At 48.7% G+C, this 18967-nt stretch carries 21 protein-coding genes and 1 pseudogene; 15 read left to right on the top strand and 7 right to left on the bottom strand.

Translation table 11 applies throughout. The features are described from left to right. The first annotated feature begins 201 nt into the window (after positions 1 to 201). From GRF59_RS18700 to GRF59_RS18690, 3 genes are all read left to right on the top strand, one after another. The gene (locus tag GRF59_RS18700) at positions 202 to 678 is read left to right on the top strand and encodes a MarR family winged helix-turn-helix transcriptional regulator (protein WP_160499243.1); all 477 of its coding nucleotides are present in this window, start codon (positions 202 to 204) and stop codon (positions 676 to 678) included. A gap of 58 nt (positions 679 to 736) precedes the next feature. Further along, positions 737 to 1048 (top strand): ArsR/SmtB family transcription factor, encoded by a 312-nt coding sequence (locus tag GRF59_RS18695; protein ID WP_160499242.1) that lies wholly within the window; start codon positions 737 to 739, stop codon positions 1046 to 1048. Between the two features lie 226 nt (positions 1049 to 1274). Next, positions 1275 to 2471 carry an MFS transporter gene (locus GRF59_RS18690; protein ID WP_160499241.1) on the top strand — a complete coding sequence of 399 codons (1197 nt, stop codon included), beginning with the start codon at positions 1275 to 1277 and terminating at the stop codon, positions 2469 to 2471. On the opposite strand, the gene GRF59_RS18685 is transcribed toward GRF59_RS18690, so the two are convergent. Further along, positions 2456 to 3190, bottom strand: coding sequence for a ZIP family metal transporter (locus tag GRF59_RS18685; RefSeq protein ID WP_160499240.1), 735 nt, complete (start codon positions 3188 to 3190; stop codon positions 2456 to 2458). The genes GRF59_RS18690 and GRF59_RS18685 overlap by 16 nt on opposite strands. A gap of 225 nt (positions 3191 to 3415) precedes the next feature. Beyond that, positions 3416 to 4063 (bottom strand): peptidylprolyl isomerase, encoded by a 648-nt coding sequence (locus GRF59_RS18680; RefSeq protein WP_202128765.1) that lies wholly within the window; start codon positions 4061 to 4063, stop codon positions 3416 to 3418. A gap of 185 nt (positions 4064 to 4248) precedes the next feature. On the opposite strand from GRF59_RS18680, the gene GRF59_RS18675 reads away from it, so the two are divergent. The 3 genes from GRF59_RS18675 to GRF59_RS18665 all read left to right on the top strand — a co-directional run bounded on the left by GRF59_RS18675 (position 4249) and on the right by GRF59_RS18665 (position 6122). Beyond that, complete coding sequence (locus GRF59_RS18675; protein WP_160499238.1) at positions 4249 to 5178, top strand: hypothetical protein; 930 nt, start codon at positions 4249 to 4251, stop codon at positions 5176 to 5178. A gap of 126 nt (positions 5179 to 5304) precedes the next feature. Further along, a complete protein-coding gene (locus GRF59_RS18670; protein ID WP_160499237.1) occupies positions 5305 to 5679 on the top strand; it encodes a zinc ribbon domain-containing protein in 375 nt (124 codons plus the stop codon). After that, positions 5679 to 6122 (top strand): hypothetical protein, encoded by a 444-nt coding sequence (locus GRF59_RS18665; protein WP_160499236.1) that lies wholly within the window; start codon positions 5679 to 5681, stop codon positions 6120 to 6122. Before GRF59_RS18670 ends, GRF59_RS18665 begins: the two co-directional genes overlap by 1 nt. 86 nt (positions 6123 to 6208) lie before the next feature. Here GRF59_RS18665 and GRF59_RS18660 read toward each other — a convergent pair whose 3' ends face one another. Continuing rightward, a complete protein-coding gene (locus GRF59_RS18660; RefSeq protein ID WP_160499235.1) occupies positions 6209 to 6490 on the bottom strand; it encodes a hypothetical protein in 282 nt (93 codons plus the stop codon). Between the two features lie 48 nt (positions 6491 to 6538). Beyond that, on the bottom strand, positions 6539 to 7819 hold the full coding sequence (locus tag GRF59_RS18655) for an ArsB/NhaD family transporter (RefSeq protein WP_160499234.1): 1281 nt from the start codon (positions 7817 to 7819) through the stop codon (positions 6539 to 6541). A 304-nt stretch (positions 7820 to 8123) separates the two neighbouring features. Here GRF59_RS18655 and GRF59_RS18650 point away from each other — a divergent pair, with 304 nt between their 5' ends. The 3 genes and pseudogenes from GRF59_RS18650 (at position 8124) to GRF59_RS18640 (ending at position 13100) form a co-directional block, all read left to right on the top strand. Beyond that, positions 8124 to 9815 (top strand): glycoside hydrolase family 13 protein, encoded by a 1692-nt coding sequence (locus GRF59_RS18650; RefSeq protein WP_160499233.1) that lies wholly within the window; start codon positions 8124 to 8126, stop codon positions 9813 to 9815. Between the two features lie 556 nt (positions 9816 to 10371). Continuing rightward, positions 10372 to 12411 (top strand): annotated as a pseudogene (locus tag GRF59_RS18645) (endonuclease MutS2). A 263-nt stretch (positions 12412 to 12674) separates the two neighbouring features. After that, on the top strand, positions 12675 to 13100 hold the full coding sequence (locus tag GRF59_RS18640) for a TipAS antibiotic-recognition domain-containing protein (protein WP_160499232.1): 426 nt from the start codon (positions 12675 to 12677) through the stop codon (positions 13098 to 13100). A 67-nt stretch (positions 13101 to 13167) separates the two neighbouring features. Here GRF59_RS18640 and GRF59_RS18635 read toward each other — a convergent pair whose 3' ends face one another. Beyond that, on the bottom strand, positions 13168 to 13647 hold the full coding sequence (locus GRF59_RS18635) for a GAF domain-containing protein (RefSeq protein ID WP_160499231.1): 480 nt from the start codon (positions 13645 to 13647) through the stop codon (positions 13168 to 13170). A gap of 203 nt (positions 13648 to 13850) precedes the next feature. Between GRF59_RS18635 and GRF59_RS18630 the strand changes: the two genes are divergently transcribed. Both GRF59_RS18630 and GRF59_RS18625 read left to right on the top strand, forming a co-directional pair. Continuing rightward, the gene (locus GRF59_RS18630) at positions 13851 to 14159 is read left to right on the top strand and encodes a hypothetical protein (RefSeq protein ID WP_160499230.1); all 309 of its coding nucleotides are present in this window, start codon (positions 13851 to 13853) and stop codon (positions 14157 to 14159) included. Positions 14160 to 14259: 100 nt separating this feature from the next. Further along, the gene (locus GRF59_RS18625) at positions 14260 to 14733 is read left to right on the top strand and encodes a hypothetical protein (RefSeq protein ID WP_160499229.1); all 474 of its coding nucleotides are present in this window, start codon (positions 14260 to 14262) and stop codon (positions 14731 to 14733) included. Positions 14734 to 14853: 120 nt separating this feature from the next. On the opposite strand, the gene GRF59_RS18620 is transcribed toward GRF59_RS18625, so the two are convergent. Next, positions 14854 to 15873 (bottom strand): alpha/beta hydrolase, encoded by a 1020-nt coding sequence (locus tag GRF59_RS18620; RefSeq protein ID WP_160499228.1) that lies wholly within the window; start codon positions 15871 to 15873, stop codon positions 14854 to 14856. A 276-nt stretch (positions 15874 to 16149) separates the two neighbouring features. Between GRF59_RS18620 and GRF59_RS18615 the strand changes: the two genes are divergently transcribed. Then, entirely contained in the window at positions 16150 to 16875 is a 726-nt protein-coding gene (locus GRF59_RS18615) for a DsbA family protein (protein WP_160499227.1), read from the top strand. Positions 16876 to 16921: 46 nt separating this feature from the next. Further along, positions 16922 to 17371: a disulfide oxidoreductase gene (locus tag GRF59_RS18610; protein WP_160499226.1), complete on the top strand. Its 450-nt coding sequence runs from the start codon at positions 16922 to 16924 to the stop codon at positions 17369 to 17371. Between the two features lie 143 nt (positions 17372 to 17514). On the opposite strand, the gene GRF59_RS18605 is transcribed toward GRF59_RS18610, so the two are convergent. Then, the gene (locus tag GRF59_RS18605) at positions 17515 to 18033 is read right to left on the bottom strand and encodes a hypothetical protein (protein WP_160499225.1); all 519 of its coding nucleotides are present in this window, start codon (positions 18031 to 18033) and stop codon (positions 17515 to 17517) included. Between the two features lie 68 nt (positions 18034 to 18101). Here GRF59_RS18605 and GRF59_RS29810 point away from each other — a divergent pair, with 68 nt between their 5' ends. Together GRF59_RS29810 and GRF59_RS18600 are read left to right on the top strand one after the other, a co-directional pair. After that, positions 18102 to 18308 carry a hypothetical protein gene (locus tag GRF59_RS29810; RefSeq protein WP_237391913.1) on the top strand — a complete coding sequence of 69 codons (207 nt, stop codon included), beginning with the start codon at positions 18102 to 18104 and terminating at the stop codon, positions 18306 to 18308. An 85-nt stretch (positions 18309 to 18393) separates the two neighbouring features. Continuing rightward, positions 18394 to 18954: a GNAT family N-acetyltransferase gene (locus GRF59_RS18600; protein ID WP_160499224.1), complete on the top strand. Its 561-nt coding sequence runs from the start codon at positions 18394 to 18396 to the stop codon at positions 18952 to 18954. Positions 18955 to 18967 lie beyond the last annotated feature (13 nt).

Here is an 18967-nt window from a genome sequence, read left to right as displayed (position 1 = left end):
AAATTGCCGCAATACGGGTTGACTGTTTCAAATTATATTTTTCACATGATATTCATATGCGCTTCCATATCCTAGGATGTTGCACTTCGATAATCCAATCCGGATTTGATTCTGTCCGAGCTTGAAAGGTATAATGAATATACAAGTCAACTAAACTGACCAATTTTTAACTTTTATTCATAGCAAGGAGTTGTACACCTTATGCCTAAAACACCCCGTCGACATCAAGATGATTTGGCATCACTGTTTTCGCTCGCCTTCAGCACACTCAATCAGGAGCTTCACCAGCGGCTGAATGAGCTTGGATTCGGAGATATCAGGCCGATGCACGGATTTTTGTTCCAAGGGCTGATTCCGGACGGGGCCACGGCAAAGACGTTGGTTGACCTTTTGGGTATTTCCAAGCAGGCGGTAAGCCAGATGCTGGATTACCTGGAGGAGCGCGGTTATGTCATCCGAAGACCGCATCCCTCGGACGGGAGAGGCAAGCTGGTTGTGCTCACGGAGCGCGGCTGGGCGCTCCTCAAGGCCAAGGAGAGCATCTATTCGAAGATTGAAAACCGCTGGGGAGGGATCATCGGTCCTGACCGCCTGAATATGATGCGTTCCGATTTGAAACAGATTATTCAAAGCGTTGGCGAAGGGGAGTTGAAGCAAAAGCTGCGCCCCGTGTGGTAAACAAGCCTTTTCGCGCAGTCGTTAATCATTTCATGAAAAGTAAAGGATCGAAGAGCATATGGAACCGTCCTTAATCTTAAAAGCATTATCCAACGAAACTCGCCGGCAAATATTGTTTTGGCTTAAACATCCGGAGCAGTATTTTGATGAAACGCCATATCTGGAACAGGGGCTTACGCTTCAAATCGGTGCCTGCGTGAGCGATATTCAGGAGCAAGCGGGACTGGCCCAGTCCGTGATCTCCAGTTATTTATTAATGATGCAGAAGGCCGGGCTGCTGGAAGCCGAGCGGGTGGGCAAATGGACCTTTTACCGACGCAACGAAAAGACAATTCAAGCATTTGCGGAATATATTCGAACCGAATTATAGAAAAATAACCGGAAAATTTATATTTAGAGCATAGCTGAAAAAGGAGGCAACTCCTTTTTTTTGTTTATATACATTTACATATCTAGATAATTAGATATATAATAGCGGATGTTAAATAATGAACATATGCGAGACGGGAGGCAAGTAAAGGGAGAGCCCCGTCAATACATATCTAGATGTATAGATATGTATTTTGCGAAATGATTGGGATAGGAGAGAGATTAACATGAGAAAAGGCAGTCCGCTGCTTATTTTGATTCTGGCTTTGGGTGTGTTTGGTATCATTACGACCGAAATGGGAATCGTGGGAGTGCTACCCCAGGTGACTCAAAAATTTAATATTTCGACAACGCAGGCAGGACTTCTGGTAAGTATCTTCGCTTTGGTTGTAGCCGTATCGGGTCCTTTCGTTACGCTGCTTGCTTCGGGGATGAACCGGAAGGTTATCCTCAGTGTATCGGTGCTTATGTTCGCGATTTCCAATGTTTTTTATGTTTTGACGGGAAGGTTTGAGGTACTGCTTGCCTTTCGCATTATTCCTGCCATTTTTCATCCCGTCTTTTTCTCCATCGCGCTGGTTACGGCGGCGCAGCTTGTTTCACCGGAAAAAAGCGGTCAGGCGGTCACGAAAGTATTTGCAGGCATCACCGTTGGCTTCGCGTTTGGCGTACCCCTAACCTCCTATTTGGCGGAGCAGATCTCGTTAGGGGCGGCGTTTCTGTTCGCAGCTGTCGTGAACTTGATCGCTTTTGCAGGGATTCTCATTCTGCTGCCCTCCATGCCGGTCCGTGAGAAAATGTCTTACGGCAGGCAGCTTGGCATTTTGCGAAAGCCCGCCGTGTGGCTGAACATCGCGGCCGTTTGCTGCATTTTTGCGGCCATGTTCTCGGTATACAGCTATTTTGCCGAATATCTGGGGCAGGTTACCCACATGAACGGTTCCTGGATCAGCATCATGCTGATGATATTTGGAGTGATCATGATCGTGGGCAACTTCCTGTTCGGCAGTTCGCTGCAAAAAAACATGATTCGGACGGTCGCTGTTTTTCCGCTTCTTTATCTGGTCATTTACCTGCTGGTCTATGCATTGGGTACTTCATTTGCTCCGATGCTGCTCGTTGTTTTTTTATGGGGAATGATTCATTCAGGCGGGCTCATTGTCAGCCAAACCTGGCTGATGACGGAGGTGAAGGATGCGCCCGAATTCGGTAACAGCTTGTTCGTTTCCTTTTCGAATCTGGGCATTACGCTGGGGTCCTCGCTTGGCGGCTGGTTCATCTCCCGGTTTGGTATTCATCAGCTGATCTGGAGCGGCATGCTGTTTGCGGCGGTTGCCTTGGTATTGATTATGGTCAAACTGAAAATGGACCGTTCCGGCCATGTGCAAGCTTCTGAGACGAAAAGCGTTTATTTCAGCAAATGAGTCAGTGCAATCATGGTCAGCAGGCCGAATATAAATGAAAATGTGGAGGCACGCTCATTGCCATCTCCGTGGCTCTCCGGAATGAGCTCTTTATATACCACGAACAGCATGGCTCCGGCTGCAAAGGCAAGGCCGTATGGAACGACTGCCGTGAAGTTTCCGGTGAACTCCAGTCCGATCCAGCAGGCCGCGAGCTCCAGGACGCCCGTGAGCGTGGCCAGGAGCAGAGCGGTTCGCCGGCGTAGTCCGTGCGTAATAAGGAACAATGCGGTCAGAAATCCTTCGGGAATATTTTGCAGCCCGATGCTGAGGGCAACGATGGTCCCGAGATCCTGATTGCTGCTGCCGTAGCTGACACCCACGGATAAACCCTCCGGTAAATTATGCAGGGCCATCGCGGACAAGAACATCAGTGAGCTTGTCTTGCCTCTGTTCGAAGCCTGCGGTGAATGCTCCAGATTCTGATGGGGAATGAGCAGCTCGAGCAGGGTAAGAATGGCTGTGCCCAGAAGTGTGCCAATCGTCAAAATCCACAGGTTAGACAGCTTGAGTGCCGACGGGATCAGGCCATAAGTCGAAGCAGCGACCATAATGCCTGCGGTAAATGCCAGCAGAATATCTCTTCCACGGTGAGTCACCCTATTAAACAGCAACGCAGGCAGTGCGCCCAAAGCCGTGCAAATAGAGGTAGCCAAACAGCCCATCCAAATGGTATTCATCGTTTCCTCCCGGTCAAAAAAATGGCGGAGCTTAAATCAACCTTGTACCAAAATATGTGCAAGCTCTGCTCACTATGCGAAAAACGATTTCCAGGGATGCTGCCAAGACCAGGAGGTGAGCTCCATTTTCAGCAAATTTCAGGAATGGGCTGTTACGGATATTAATACAATAGACAAAGGACCGCCATAGCAGCATTATGAGCTGCTATGGCGGTCCTTTATCGCTTATTTTTCCTTGATTTTAATGCTGTCGATCGTTACTTTCTCGGTTGGCTTGCTGGTCTCGCCCGTGTCGGGATTTGCTTCAACCGGCGTAGCGGCGATCTTCTTCACGGTATCCATGCCATCCGTCACTTTACCGAAGATGGTATAGTTCGGCTGGGAGTTCAGGAAATCGCTGTCTGCCCCTGTACAGATGAAGAATTGACTGCCGTTGGTATTCGGACCGGCATTGGCCATGGCCACGATGCCAGGCTCGTATTTATAGCTGGTTTTCTCATCCTCGAAGGAGTACCCCGGACCGCCTGCTCCGGTTCCCGTAGGGTCGCCGGTTTGAATCATGAACGATTCAATAATGCGGTGGAAAGTCACATCGTTGTAGAATCCTTCCTTAGACAAGAAGACAAAGTTGTTCACGGTTTTCGGAGCGTCTTTGGCAAACAGCTCAATCGTGAACGAGCCCTTGGAGGTTTTCACTTCAGCCTGATAAGTTTTGCTTGTGTCAATTTTCATTTCCGGAGCGCTTGTCCAGCTTTTTGGCTCTGTTGATTTTGGCTGCTCTGCCGATGTTTCCTCTTTTTTACCGCATCCGCCAAGCGCGAGCGCAACCACGATCATTAGCATGAGCGGAAAGTATGCTTTTTTGAATTTCATGAAATTCATGTTCACTCCTTTATGCAATCTGATCTAATCATATCGATTTTTCGCTGTAAAATCTAGCTTACGCGAGAAAGGACTTCTTAAGACAAGGGGAGAGGCTTCCGGATGAATTGAAACTTCTCTCGATCAAGCACGTTTAAGAGGGTAATGAATGTAAAAATCGACTTGGAGGGATGAGGATGTTTGAAGCGGCGAATGCCCGTTTGGCCGAACTGAAGGAAAGCATACGCAATAAGTCTCGATGGGAGAAACGCCTTCAGGAGCTTGAGACCGAGTTGAGGGACCGCGAACGGGAAGCGGACGGCTGGAAACAGCGCCTGGCGGATGAAGAGAAGGATGTGGAGCGATTAACCGGAGTTTCCTTGTCCGGCTTATTCTTCAGTCTGATCGGCAAAAAGGAAGAAAAGCTGGAGCGTGAGCAGCTGGAGGTACTGGAGGCGAAAGCAAAATTCGATGCGGCCGTGAGGGCTGCGGAGGATATGAGACAGCAATGCGAGGAAACCAGGAAACAACTGCAGGATGTGCGTTATTCCGATTTCGAATACGAACGAATCCTACAGGAGAAGGAGCAAATCATTTTGCAGCAGCATGGGGAACTTTCGGAGTTGTCCGAGCAGCAAACTGATATGGCTTTGCACCTGAAGGAGATGAAGGAAGCGGAACAGGCTGGTCATTCCGTGCTTCATGATCTGGAACAGGCAAGGGATTATCTCAATTCAGCCCGTAACTGGGGAACCTACGATATGCTTGGCGGGGGCATGATGTCCACCCATATCAAGCATAACAAGATCGATGAGGCCATGGACTATATCCATGATGCACAGACGAGTCTGCGCCGGTTCGGCAGGGAGCTGCAGGACGTGCAGATGAATCTGTCCATTGAGGTGGACATTGGAAGTTTTCTCAGGTTCTCGGATTATTTTTTCGATGGTTTCATTGCCGATTGGATGGTGCAGGGAAGGATCAACGATACGCTGGCTCAGGTGGAAGAGAAACTCGATGCGGTCAAAGAGGTGGTTCGTCATCTGGAGACCGAGCATCGGAGCTTGGAAACAAGACTTACGGATATAAGAAGAAGATATGAAATGATAATCGAGCAGGCAGACTAATTATCCTAAATCATGGAAAATGAACCTTTAGCCGCATGACCCGTTCAGGATGGACCTTTATAATTAATCCTTAATACCTAACATCACGGCGACTACTAAACAATAATCGAAAGGAGCTGAGGCGTTATGAGTTTTTTTGACAAGCTGAAGTCGGGTGTTGCCGAAGCAGGCAACAAAGCCAAAATCGCGGTGGAAGTGAACCGTCTCAAGATGCAGAATTCCTCCAAGCAAAAGGAAATTGAGCACGAATACGAGCATATCGGCAAAATGGTATTTGATTCACTGAAACAGGAGAACATGTGCACTGCGGAGCAACTGCAGCCGATGGTTGACCGAATTGTGCAGCTTCAGGATGAAATTCAGCTGAACCAGCACCAAATCAATGTTATTTCGGATGAAAAGAAATGCGCCTGTGGTCACACCGTGCCGATTGCAGCCAGGTTCTGCCCCGAATGCGGACATCAGTTTGTGGAGATCGAAAAACAGGAGGGCGATGTGTAGTGCAGCAATTTTCCGTGGTTTTGCAAGAGACGAGGAAGTGGTTTCAATCCTTTAGATTGTATGGCGTTCTGGCTCCCTTCGAGCTCCACTTGCTATTTGGGGCTCTCGGGATCCAGTTTCTGCATAAACTGCTGATCGCCATTCTTCCCATCTCTTCCTACCATGCGCTGAGCGTCATTTTCGTGACGATTCCGCTCCTTGTCATCGCTCATTATGCATTCTGGATTGGAGCATGGCTGACGCTGGTTTCAAGTAACGTGAAGTACTTACCGTATGCGCTCTGGATTAATGCATTCATCATATTATTCCCTTTCACCAGCATCGGATTGAGCGGTCTGGTCAAAGTACTTGTATACGTGGGCATGGGATATGTATTGTTCAGATACACGGCGTCCAAATATGCCAATATTAGTTCAAGCGGCCGGGAAACGCATAAACTATAAGTTTCGCAAAAATGCAATATACATAAATGAAAGTCTGAAAAATAAACCCCCGGGAAGGTTAGCCTTCCCGGTGGTTTCGTGTTCTATTAGTCTTTCCATTCCACGCTGCGGAAAAGTCCATGCTTCATGAGTGCCAGGACAAAATCGGTATAATACGCTTTGCGCACGATTGCACCATATTCATGGTTTTTATAGATATAGAAAAGCGCATCGGTGTATACATCATTGTCCTCAAAATAACGCCGAATTTCCTTTAACCGCCCCAGATAAGGCTCCTCTTGAAGCAGTCGGATACGAAACTCCACATCTTCTTCATTGACGACCTCCGTAATGACAGCAACTTCCTCGTTGCAACGATACGTTAGCATTCGTGCTCCTCCGATCGATGAATTTAGGCCATTCATAGCCTGGATCTCTTACATTAAATACCTTAAATAGACATAGCCACTGGCTAGGATGACGGAGAAGATCATGATCGGAAAACCATATTTCAGGAATTTGGTGAATTTCAGCGGGTATCCCTCTTTGGCAGCCATACCGGCAACGATGAGGTTAGCACTGGCGCCAATGAGGGTCCCGTTTCCGCCTAGGCAGGCTCCAAGGGCAAGACTCCACCATAAAGGCTCCAGATTGCTTACGCCCATATTTCCCATATCCTGAATCATAGGGATCATGGTTGCAACAAAAGGGATATTATCGACAAAGGCGGAAGCGATGGCACTCATCCATAGAATCAGCATTGATGTGGAAGCCACATTACCGCCGGTGAGACCAACCGCCTTCTCTGCCAGCGTAGAAATAACGCCCGTTTCAATCAGACCGGCAACCAATATGAATAGTCCCACAAAGAAGAAAATGGTTGGCCACTCGACCTTGGCGAAAGCCTCCTCCAGCATATGCTCTCCAGTAAGAAGCAGAAGGAGAAAGGCGCCAGCGAGGGCCACCGTGGCGGATTCGATGTGAACGAGCTGGTGAATGAAAAATCCGATAATCGTAAGACCCAGTACCGTCAGACATTTAATCATGAGTTTTTTGTCGGTCAAAAGCTCTTTTTCATCCAGATCCATGATGCTCTGCATCAGCTCCGGCGTTGTTTTGATCTGTTTGCGGAAAAGAAGGATAAAGATAGGAATCAAAGTGGCTAGAATAATGACCGCAATCGGCATCAGATTCTGAATGAAGGCCATAAAGGTCAATTCCTTGACCGCGCTCCCGATCATGATGTTCGGCGGATCGCCGATCAGCGTGGCCGTACCGCCGACATTGGAGGCGATAATCTGCGCGATCAGGAAGGGGAGCGGATTGACCCGCAGCTGGCGAGTAATACTAAAGGTAACGGGTACCATCAGCAGCACGGTGGTCACATTGTCCAGAAAAGCGGAGCCGACAGCCGTGAGAAGCATAAGGGAAATCAATATGGCGAGCGGCCGTCCCTTGGCTTTTTTGGCGGCCCAGATGGCCACGAACTTGAACAGCCCGGTTTCTGCGGTAATATTGACGATGATCATCATCCCGATCAAGAGACCCAGCGTGTTGAAATCGATATGATGGATCGCGGTTTCTTGATTCACAATGCCGAAAATCACCATCAGTGCGGCGCCGATCATGGCGACTATGGTGCGGTGGATTTTCTCCGAGATAATCAGTGCATAAGCCACTAAAAAGATAACAATAGCCAAAATAGTTTGTTGTTCCATAAGTTCCTCCCGTTCAATTCTTGGATGTGATCCGGTAACAGTAGATTTAGCATTGATTCATGCTTCAATTCCTCCCTTTGAACATCAGGAGAATATTGACACATGCGGACCCCAAGAAGGACGAGTAGGCGAAAAAAGACAAAAAGAGCCCGCACGTGGCAGGCTCCTCCGAATGTTATCTATGCGTTTTTGAAATAACTTGCCCCTATGTGAAAGGGGAATGTGAATATTGGTTTACAATAATTATAAAGTGTTCACGCCGGCTTGTAAAGCAAAGCCGGACCTTAACGGGAAAGGAGACGTTATGAATAAAAAGTGGTGGAAGGAAAGCGTCGTATATCAAATCTACCCGATCAGCTTCTTGGATACGAATGGTGACGGCATCGGGGATTTGCGCGGGATTATGTCGAAACTGGATTATTTGAAGGATCTTGGGATCGACGTAATATGGATCTGTCCCATCTATAAATCGCCGAACCATGACAACGGTTATGATATTAGCGATTACCAGGATATTATGAAGGAATTCGGAACGATGGACGATTTTGACTTATTGCTGCGAGAGGCCCATGCACGGGGACTGAAAATCATGATGGATCTGGTGCTGAATCACACCTCGGACGAGCATCCCTGGTTTATCGAATCCCGTTCCTCTAAGGACAATCCGAAAAGGGATTATTATATATGGCGCAAAGGCAAGAACGGCGGTCCTCCGAACAATTGGGAGTCGTATTTCAGCGGCTCGGTGTGGAAGTACGATGAGACGACGGATGAATATTACATGCACCTGTACTCGAAGCATCAGCCCGATCTGAACTGGGAAAACCAGCGTGTCATTGACGGCATGCATGAGATGGTAGAATGGTGGCTGAAAAAAGGGGTGGACGGGTTCCGGTTTGATGCCATTGCTCATATCGTAAAGGCTGCGGGCCTCCCGGACGGGGATAATCCGAACCATCTGCCGACGGTTCGCGCTTATGATCTGTTTTCCAATCTGGAAAACGTGCATACGCTCCTGAATAATCTTTATGAGCGCGTGCTCTTCCATTACGATATCATGACCGTGGGCGAAACCTCGGGGCTGGGTCCGGAGCAGGCGCTAAGTTATGTGGGCGACACCCGCAATGAACTCAATATGGTTTTTCAGTTTGAGCATATGCAGCTGGATGCGGCTTCCGGGGGTTCGGGGAAATGGAATATCCGCCCGTGGAATCTGCTGGAGCTGAAGAAGGTCATGAGCAACTGGCAGACGGTTTTGCATGAACAGGGATGGAATGCGAACTACTGGTGCAACCATGATCAGCCGCGCTCGGTCTCACGTTTCGGGGACGATACCAGGTACCGAGTAGAATCAGCCAAGATGCTGGCAACCTTTATTCACATGCTTGAAGGGACACCATATATTTATCAGGGCGAGGAAATCGGTATGACGAACATCGCTTTTCAGTCCATTGATGATTATCGTGATGTGGAAACGCTCAATTTCTACGAGGAGCAGATGAACGAGGGCGTGCCAGAGGAGAAAATCATGCAGGTGATCTGGAAAAAAAGCAGGGACAACGCCAGAACGCCCATGCAGTGGAATATAAGCGAGGAGGCGGGGTTTACGAAGGGAAGGCCGTGGATTCGTGTGAATTCCAATTATGCGCTGATCAACGTGGAGGATGCGCTGAAGGATCCCGATTCCATATACTATCATTACAAAAAGCTGATTGCCCTTCGCAAGGAGCATGAGGTCATCGTTTACGGCAAGTACGAGCTGCTGCTCGCGGACGATGAGGAGATCTACGTATATACGAGGACGCTTGGAGGTTCCCGGCTGCTCGTTATTCTTAACTTTTTCGGGAATGAGCCGGAGCTGACGCTGCCGCACGATCTGAATCTGGATACCAGGGAGCTGCTGGTTTCCAACTATCCGGTCAAAGGGGATGACGATCTCAGCCAAACGTTCCGCCTCCGTCCTTATGAAGCCAGGGTGTACATGCTGAAGGCTTAATGGCTTGACATGAATGAAAAAAATTGTTAAATTTACCTCATCCTAAACCAAGGGAGAGATTTTGATGACGGTGGTTGTTCTTAACTAATCAAATTCCATATGAGACCACAGGAAAGATGCAGGGAAAGTTTGCCTTTAGAGGCAGCTTTGTTTTCCTACGCCTTATCCGGCAGAGACAATTGGCCGTGCTGTTTTCAATACAGCCGACACGGATTGACTTGGGGTCTTGGAAATAGTTAAGAACACGCGAAGCATCAAACGGCACCTTGGCTGCTGTTTCATTCTTTGTTATCCATAAGGCTGATATATCCGGTTAATTTCGGGTACATGGCCTTTCGAAAACCGTGCTCTTGCAGCACGGTTTTTTTGCGTTATAAGAGAATCGGGGATCTTATAACGCAAAATGAAGTGCTGCTCTTGCTGGAGAGTACATTTATTTCGGGATGACAATGAGCATGAAGCTGTCAGGAACAAGGGACAAGGAATCGCGTAGGCGTTCTTTGTCCCTTTTTTGCATTTTAGCCCATAAAAAAGAAAAAGGAGGTTCATGTAACCCATGGACAATATCACAAACAGCATGCTGGAGTATGACAAATTAAAGGAAAGCCTGAGGGAATATGCCGTATCTTACGCAGGCAGAAAACATATTGATGATCTGGCTCCGGGATTCCATTTACGGGCGATTGAGACCGCACTTCTGGAGACAGCGGAAGCGAAGGCTTTGCTCGACAAAGGTGCAAGCGTACCGCTGCCTTCGCTCGAGGGCATAGAGCATATCGCATCGCTGCTCCATACCGGATACCTGTTCTCCGAGCAGGACTTCACGGCGGTTCAGACCTTTTTGCACAGCTGCGGCCAGCTTCGGAAATATATGGCGGGCAAACGGGACATTGCGCCGACGGTCAGTACGTACGCTACATCGATGCAGGAGCTGCCACGCCTGAAAAGCGAGATCGAACGCTGCATCCGGTTCGGCAAGGTCGATGACCAAGCGAGCAAACAACTGGAGAAGGTCCGCAAGAAAATCGCCGTCATCAAAGAGCGGATCCAGAAAAAGATGAGTTCGATCTTGTCGAGGCACGGTTCCATTCTGCAGGAGCATTTGGTCAGCGTGCGCGGCGGACGCTACGTCGTTCCGGTGAAGCGGGAGTACCACAAGCAGATCAAAGGCGCCGTGCTCGACCAATCGACGAGCGGTCAGACGGTGTTCGTGGAGCCGGAGGAAATCGCGCAGCTTCAGATCGAGCTTGGCATGCTGGAGGCTGATGAGGCGCGCGAAGAAGGGATCGTGTTGAGTATGCTGACAGGCATGTTGGAAGCATCCAGTGCTGATCTTCAGCTCAACATCGACATTACGGGGAACTATGATTTTATTTTTGCCAAAGCCAAGTACGGACGCTCTATCGGGGGCAGATCCGTTCAATTGAACGATGCGGGTCATATCCGCCTTAAGGGAGCGAAGCATCCCTTGATGCTGAAGACCATGGTGCCGCTTCAGCTCGAGATGGGGAAAGGGTATCGGTCCCTTATCATTACCGGCCCCAACACCGGCGGAAAGACGGTAGCGCTGAAGACGCTGGGACTGCTTACGCTCATGGTACAATCCGGACTGCTCGTACCCGTGGAAGAAGGGAGCGTGTTCGCCGTATTCGGTAACGTCATGACGGCGATCGGCGACGGACAGAGCATTGAGCAGTCGCTCAGCACATTCTCCGCGCAAATCCGCAGATTGATTGCCATGGTTCGTGCCGCTAACCATTCCACGCTGCTGCTTATTGACGAGCTTGCCGCAGGAACCGATCCGGGGGAGGGGATGTCCCTTTCCATCGCGATTCTGGAGGAACTTAACCGCCGCGGCGCGATGATGATGGTGACGACTCATTTTAACGAGCTGAAGGGATTTGCTTCACGCACCCCCGGATTTCAAAACGCAAGGATGGAATTCGATGTGGATACGCTGGAGCCGCTGTACCGCTTGACGATCGGGGAGTCGGGCCAAAGCTACGCAATTGAGATTGCCACCAAGCTGGGCATGCCTGCGGGCATCGTCGGGCGTTCCCGGGATATTTTATAGGGGCATAAGCCGCAGCCTGCTGAACCCGAGACAGGGACTTCTACCCAAGTGCCGCGAAGCGTGGACTTAGAGCAGGAGACGGATTCGGAAGAGCGAGTCCATTGGACGGGGAATCGTGCGAGCCATAAAGAAAGGAGCGGGAAAAGAAACCCTGCGCATGCGGAGAAGAAGCAATTACCAAAGGAGGAGCCGGCAGGTGATCTGGAGGCTGAGACCGTGGAAAACGCCAAGCCACGCCGGCTTGAGGTCGGAGACGCGGTATATGTCAGCTCATTCGGCCGTACAGGAATCGTCTATCAGGAGGAGGATGCCAAAGGCATGGTCGGAGTGATGATCCAAAAGCAGAAGCTGAAGATCAACCGAAAGCGGCTCAAGCTATACATCGAGAAGGGCAATCTCTATCCGGAGGATTACGATTTCGATATTGTTTTTGACAGCAAGGAGAACCGGAAGAAAAGCAAGCTGATGCAGCGGAAGCATGTGGAAGGGCTGAGCATTATCCGTAAACCCGAGGACCGCTGAATTCCGACCAAGCAGGGGAATAGCTGGATACACGCTGTTTCCCTGTTTTTTATGAAAATACCTGTATAGCCGGATAGAAGCGGTTGAATTTTGATAGGGCGGGTAAAGAAATAATAAGTGATGATTTACCTTTTGCGCCAAATTGTATCGGGTTATTAACTCGAGTTCATCAAGATTATCCAGTTTTCAACATATGATATAGGCAAGTTTAGTAGAGAGAATGAAGGAAGAGAATAGCTTTATAGATGGAGGGAAATCAATGTATGAAACCAGAAGAAATGGACCGTAAGCTGGAGCCGGCCGTGCGAGGGTTATCCGAACAGGATGTGCTGAGCCCGTATAACGACGCGACTAATGACAGAATACTCGAAAGTAAAGAGATCATGCAGAAATGGACCAAAGAGGACTATTTGAATTCTCAGCAAAAGGTGGATCGCATTAATCAGGAACTGACGGATGCCATCGTAATCGGCGAATCGCCCGACAGCTCACGAGTGCAGGATATTATCCGTCAGCATTATGAATCCATGACGCAGTATTACACACCTACGGCTGATGTATACAAAGGGCTTGGAGAACTTTACGTGGAACAACCCGAATACAAAAAGCTGTTTGACACGTATCATCCCCGGCTGGCGGTATTCCTTTGTGAAGCGATGAGAATTTTTGCTGAACATGAATTGAAATGAAGCGTCCGACACAAAATGGCCTTCTGCAGCAGCAGAAGGCCATTCCTGTAATTAAATTTACAACAAATTACAATTTTTCGCTGATAATCCGGGCGAATTGCTCCAGAAATTGCTGCTCGTCATGATCGAAACGTCCCTTGAGCGGACTATCGATATCGAGTACGCCTAGCAGCTGCTCATTTTTGATGAGCGGGATGACGATCTCGCTGTTGGAGGCCGCATCACAGGCGATATGCCCTGGAAATTCATGTACATCATCGACTACGAGCGTTCTGCGTTCAGAAGCGGCTGTGCCGCATACCCCGCGATTCAGCGGAATACGAATACAGGCTGGAAGGCCTTGAAAAGGTCCAAGTACAAGCTCTTGACCGTCATAGAGATAGAAGCCGACCCAGTTGATATCCGGCAGGAAGCTGTTCAGCAGTGCTGAAGCGTTAGCCAGATTGGCGATGGAGCTGGGTTCATCGTGAATGAGAGATTTCAGTTGTTCCAGAACGGACGAGAATTGTTCACTCCGGTTTCCTTCATAAGGAAGTGCTTGAAACATCATACTCCACCCTTTCTTTTAACCGATGGTTAATTATAAACGATAGTATACAGGATTAACCCCCGCGTCAAGGGGGAGATGGGCCTTTTAGACGTGAAAGAGAGCGTCACAAGATTGTTTCCTTATCTTATAAGCAGGGTAAGGAATGGATAACAAGCAATGACTAACTAGAAGAAAGCGATCACGGGAGGGAGAGAGGCAGCATGCGTGCAGATATGCAAAACTTATTTATGGGAATCCATATGCTTTATCATGCTCACACCAAGGATTTAACAGTGAGGGATATGGAACCTGAACTGGAGCGCCACGGATACAAGGTGGGTGAGCGTGAAGTGAAAAAAGAGCTGGAGCACCTGACCGAGCTGAATTTCCTGACCGCGCACGGTGATGAGTACAGCCTGACGGGAACCGGCATTGAGGAGTTCAAGGAAATCCAGATGATGCTGAAGGAGCTGTGCGGCGAGGTACTGGAGCCTGTACAGAAAAGCGAGAAAGAAAGAACGGAAGCTTGAAACAGATAAACAAGCGCCTCAAGTCAGATGAATGCTGGAGCAAATTTGAAAAACAGCCCAATGCAGAATGCATATGACATCTTAGAAGGAGCGTAAAGTGATGATAAAAAGAGTAGCAATGACGGGTTTGATCGCTAACGCAGTTGTGATGCCGCAGGCGCTCGCTTCCGGCACGTCGGTGTCCGGCGCTCAAGCGGCACACGGAACCTGGTACTGGTTAGCGTACAGCGCTGCGATTCTTTTGTTTGGCTTCGCCATTTATATCATGTCCGGAGCGCGAATGAAGCGGCGGGTGAGCATGCTTAGGGTCGCTCTTCAGAGCGAGCTCGATATCGTCGACGGACTTTTGTCCGATAATGAAAATGCCTCCAATTGGACTGAGCCGAGGGCAGGTTATGAGCAGGAAAGCCTTCACTTGGAGCTGACGGAACTCAGAAACAGACTGAATGCAGATTTGAAGGAGCTTAACCGCAAGGATGTATCCGTGTTTAATCTGGTGGGACTCAGCAGCATCGCCAAACGATTCACAGCTGAAAAAAGAGCGATCCGCGCGCAGCTTAGGACACAGGCCTAAAGGCAGTGGAAACGGCATGATTCCCCCTGCCTTCGAATAAAGCGACTTTCATATGCGATACAAGTAACCCCCGAGAGCAGATTAAATGCTCCGGGGGTTTTCAGTTTTCAGTTGCGGTCCTTAAGGATGGGGAGCTTCCGTCAGGTTAAGCGCGGCATATTCGTCCTGCTCCTGCCACATGTCCTCGGAAACGGGTTCAGGGGAATCGACGCGGGAACTGCTCTCTCCGGATAGAGCTTCCTGTACGAACTCTTTCACTGAAGACTTATAGAGCGTTGGATTCGTGTCAATAGCAAATCCATGAATTGCCCCCTCAACGAATAACAGCCGCTTGTGACCGGATTTGGCAGCGAATAAATCCGCGCTCATTTGCGGTGGAATGTAACGGTCCTTCGTGCCGTGGATAAACATCACGGGAACGCGGCTCCCCTCAACCGTTCGGAGCGGACTTACCTGATTCAGCGCAAAACCTGCCTTCCAGCGGAGTCTTGCGTTGACCAAAGGAAGGAAAACAGCAGCCGGAATGTGGTTCAGCCTCTGCATCTGATGATGCATCAGGCGTGTGAGATCAGAATAAGGGCAGTCGGCTATGACGAATTTAACGACCGGATCCGGGAGCGACAAGTATTCCAGTACGGTGCTGCCTCCAAGGGAAACTCCGTGCAGACCGATAATGCAATCCCTGCCGAAGGTTTGCGTAATGAAACGGATCCATGATGCCACATCATGCTTTTCATGATAGCCGTACGTGGTGTATTTGCCTTCGCTTTTCCCATGGCGTCTCTGATCGATCAACAGCAGGTTGAAGTTGTCCTCGTAAAACATTTCCATGAACGGGATAGAAGCGGGCAGAGACGTCGTATACCCATGCACGAGAATGACCCACTTTTCCGACGCCTGTTCGGCAGGCACCATGACACCGTTCAGCCGCAGGCCGTCATGACTCGTAATCTGTACGTCTTTTTTCGGTAGAGGATCATAAAATTCCCGCAGGCGCGCTCCTGCCCGCTCCAGAGCTTCAAAGGTCTGCTGATGGTTCAAGGCCTTCATCTGGGTCATCTGCACGAAAGCGTATTGGGTTATGCCTGCTGCCGCCAGCGCGGCAGCAGCCACGGCCAAGGCGGCAATCCACCATTCCATTCCATTCAACCTCCAACCTGGGTGCAATTTCAGTAGGGTTTAGTATATACGGGAAAACCCGGATTTAATCTGACAAATGTGACAAAATACGCCGGAGGGGGCTTCAAACAGCAGATGTGAACGAAACTGAACTATTAGGATATAGCCTTTCAAAGAGTGAGATGCTAAAATAAAGTAGAAGAGATTTGCTTTGTCACTAGACATAGAGATGAACTAAAGAGATCATGCCAAGGCGCCTCTAACTTTAGTTCGAAGAAAGGAGAGGGTCGGCAATCTATGAAAACGAAGAAAAAGCCGGTGAATAAAGCAGCACAGAAAAAAGCAGAGCGGGAACAGCAGGAGAAGCGCATGAAACGTGTCATCTGGATCACAGGTGCATGTATCGTGGTATTGGTGGTGCTGCTTCTGGTGATTAAACCGAATTCGGCCAAGGGAGATTTTGATTATAGCGCGCTCCCAGTGCTCGGCAATCCGGATGCCCCGGTTAAAATCGTGGAGATGGGCGATTATAAATGCCCAAGCTGTCAGTATTTTACCCAGGCGGTTTCCCCAGAGCTGCAGAAAGATTATATCGACACAGGCAAGGCGGCCTTATACTTCATGAATTATCTCATCATCAGTCCGGATGCGGATTCGATGACTGCCGCTCTGGCTGCGCAGTCCGTATTCCATCAGAACAAGGATGAATTCTGGAAATACTACGATGCCATCTACAAGAATCAGGGAGACGAAACCACCGAGTGGGCAACACCGGATTTCCTGGTTAACCTGGCTCGCACCGAAAACATCAAGGTTGATTACGACAAGCTTCGCAAGGACATTGATGATAAGACGTATAAAAAAGAAGTTGAAAGCCACAACGAGACAGCGAGAAGCCTGCATGTCATGAGCACGCCGACCTTGTTCGTCAACGGAGAGAAGGCCTCTGAGAAGGCTTCCATGGACTATACCGAGCTGAAGCCTTTCATTGAGTCAAAGCTGGCTGAACAAAATACGAAATAACGATTGCGGATTGGATAAAATCCCGTAAACAAAGGAGTTAAAAACGATGGAAGGCAACCGTTTCTTGGCGTCTATTCGCCCATATGCCTTATATATGGCATGGATCGTATCCATCGTGGCTGTGGGCGGAAGCTTGTACTTAAGCGAAATCATGCATTATGAGCCCTGCAAGCTGTGCTGGTTACAGCGGATTTTCATGTATCCGCAGGTTATCCTGCTAGGGATCGCAAGCTACAAGAACGACCGCAAGATCATTCCCTATGCCATCACACTAAGTGTCATCGGGGGCTGTATCTCCATCTATCACTATGCGGAGCAGAAAATACCGGCACTTGCCAAGGCGCTGCCCTGCACTGTCGGTATCCCGTGTGATTTCGATTATCTGAACTGGTTCGGATTCATTACGATTCCACTGTTGGCATTGATTGCGTTTATCCTTATCGTTTGTTTCCTGCTCGCGGGCCGCGAAACAGCTGAGGAAGCTCAAGAAGCTTAATATGGAACCAAAACGCTTGTCCCTGGCGGGACAAGCGTTTTTTTCTGAAAATAAGACTTATAATTTCTAGGGATCGAATCCTTGTGTTGCAACAACAATCGGTATAAGAAATCCTGGATATAAAGATCAGGAATAAAAATGTCTTACAGCGTTTCTATCTCAAAAGAAACGTTACATAATTTTTTGACAAGACTAATCTCTTGAGCTACATATTCAAAGTGTTCTAACTGCCACGCCTTGCACATGATTCTAATAAATTCTCCTTTATGATGAATATCCGTGTATCCATCATGCTCATAAAATGGTTTATTAACAATTTTTATCTTCTCAATTTCATCGATGCTCCAAATGAGTTGATCGTCAATTACCAAATACCTGTGAGTGAAGTTTACAACAATTTGCTTTTGTAATTTAAGGTTGGGGATGTTGTAGCCCCCATGCTCACAAAGTGCTATTACATTCTCAGAAATCATAGCAAGATGTTTACTTTCAATATTTAGTTCATACTTTTTGAGAATGCTATTCCATACATAAATGGAACCACCACGGTCTAAAAGAACACTTCCTCCAAAAGAATTTATAGGGAAATAATCGTCATTGTTGACGACGATATAATCAAAATCAAGAAATTCGTTAGGGAAATTAATCATATTTTTCAGCATTAGAATTTCTCCTTTAAGGTTTTATTATGAAAGAATATCATTGTGAGTAATTAACTGAAAAGAGATAGATGAAAAATGATCTGAAGACACCGGACACACCCGCACCACATAACCGCATCGCGACGGGCGATTTTATCGGCTTAAGGTGGGAGAGCGTCGCGAATGCAAGAACGTTAACGAGGTCTGTCTTGAAAAAGAGTCGATCGACGTTTTTCCCGGAACGAAGCATGAGAGCGGTTCGGCCAATGCGTCCCGTCCGTAGCGGCCATAAATGATCGCCCTGGAGGCACGGCTTGCTCCTAAGATGCTCTGCGGTGTACAGTGAATGTGATTTTGTTGTTAGAGAGGAGGGCGAGCTGAATGACATATAGATGCGCAGGAGTGATTCCCAGACTTGGGGGAGAACGAGTTAGGCTGCGTCCGCTGTCTGTTGACGATGAGGAGGCCATGTTCGAATGCTGGTCCGATCCGGAGGTTCGCCGCTATTCTGATCTTCCCGAAATGCCGGCTCCGTCTGCAGCAGGAGAAATGATCGGGATTCTGAACGGCTTGTCCGTAACCGAAGACGGGCTTCGATGGGGCATTGAAACCCGGGAAGGCAAGCTGATCGGCAGCTGTGGCATGAACTGGTGGCAGCTTGAAGGGGCTTACCGCGGGGAGATCGGCTGCGAACTGTCCCGTCCATACTGGGGAGAAGGGTATATGCGAGAGGCTATGCAGTTGGTGATTGCTTATGCTTTCACCGACATGGGGTTGAACCGTATTGAAGCGCTGACGGATCCCCGCAATCTGCGTGCGGGGAGGCTTTTTCGCTCCCTCGGCTTTCAGAGGGAAGGGCTTCTGAGACAATACCGGCACACGGATAACGGTTTTGTGGATGCCGATATGAATGCACTGCTGCGTGACGATTGGAAAAAATAGAGATCGATTCGGA

Source organism: Paenibacillus dendrobii, assembly GCF_009807035.1.
In the GTDB taxonomy this organism is placed as follows: domain Bacteria; phylum Bacillota; class Bacilli; order Paenibacillales; family Paenibacillaceae; genus Paenibacillus_AQ; species Paenibacillus_AQ dendrobii.
This window is presented reverse-complemented; position numbering and strand designations above follow the sequence as displayed.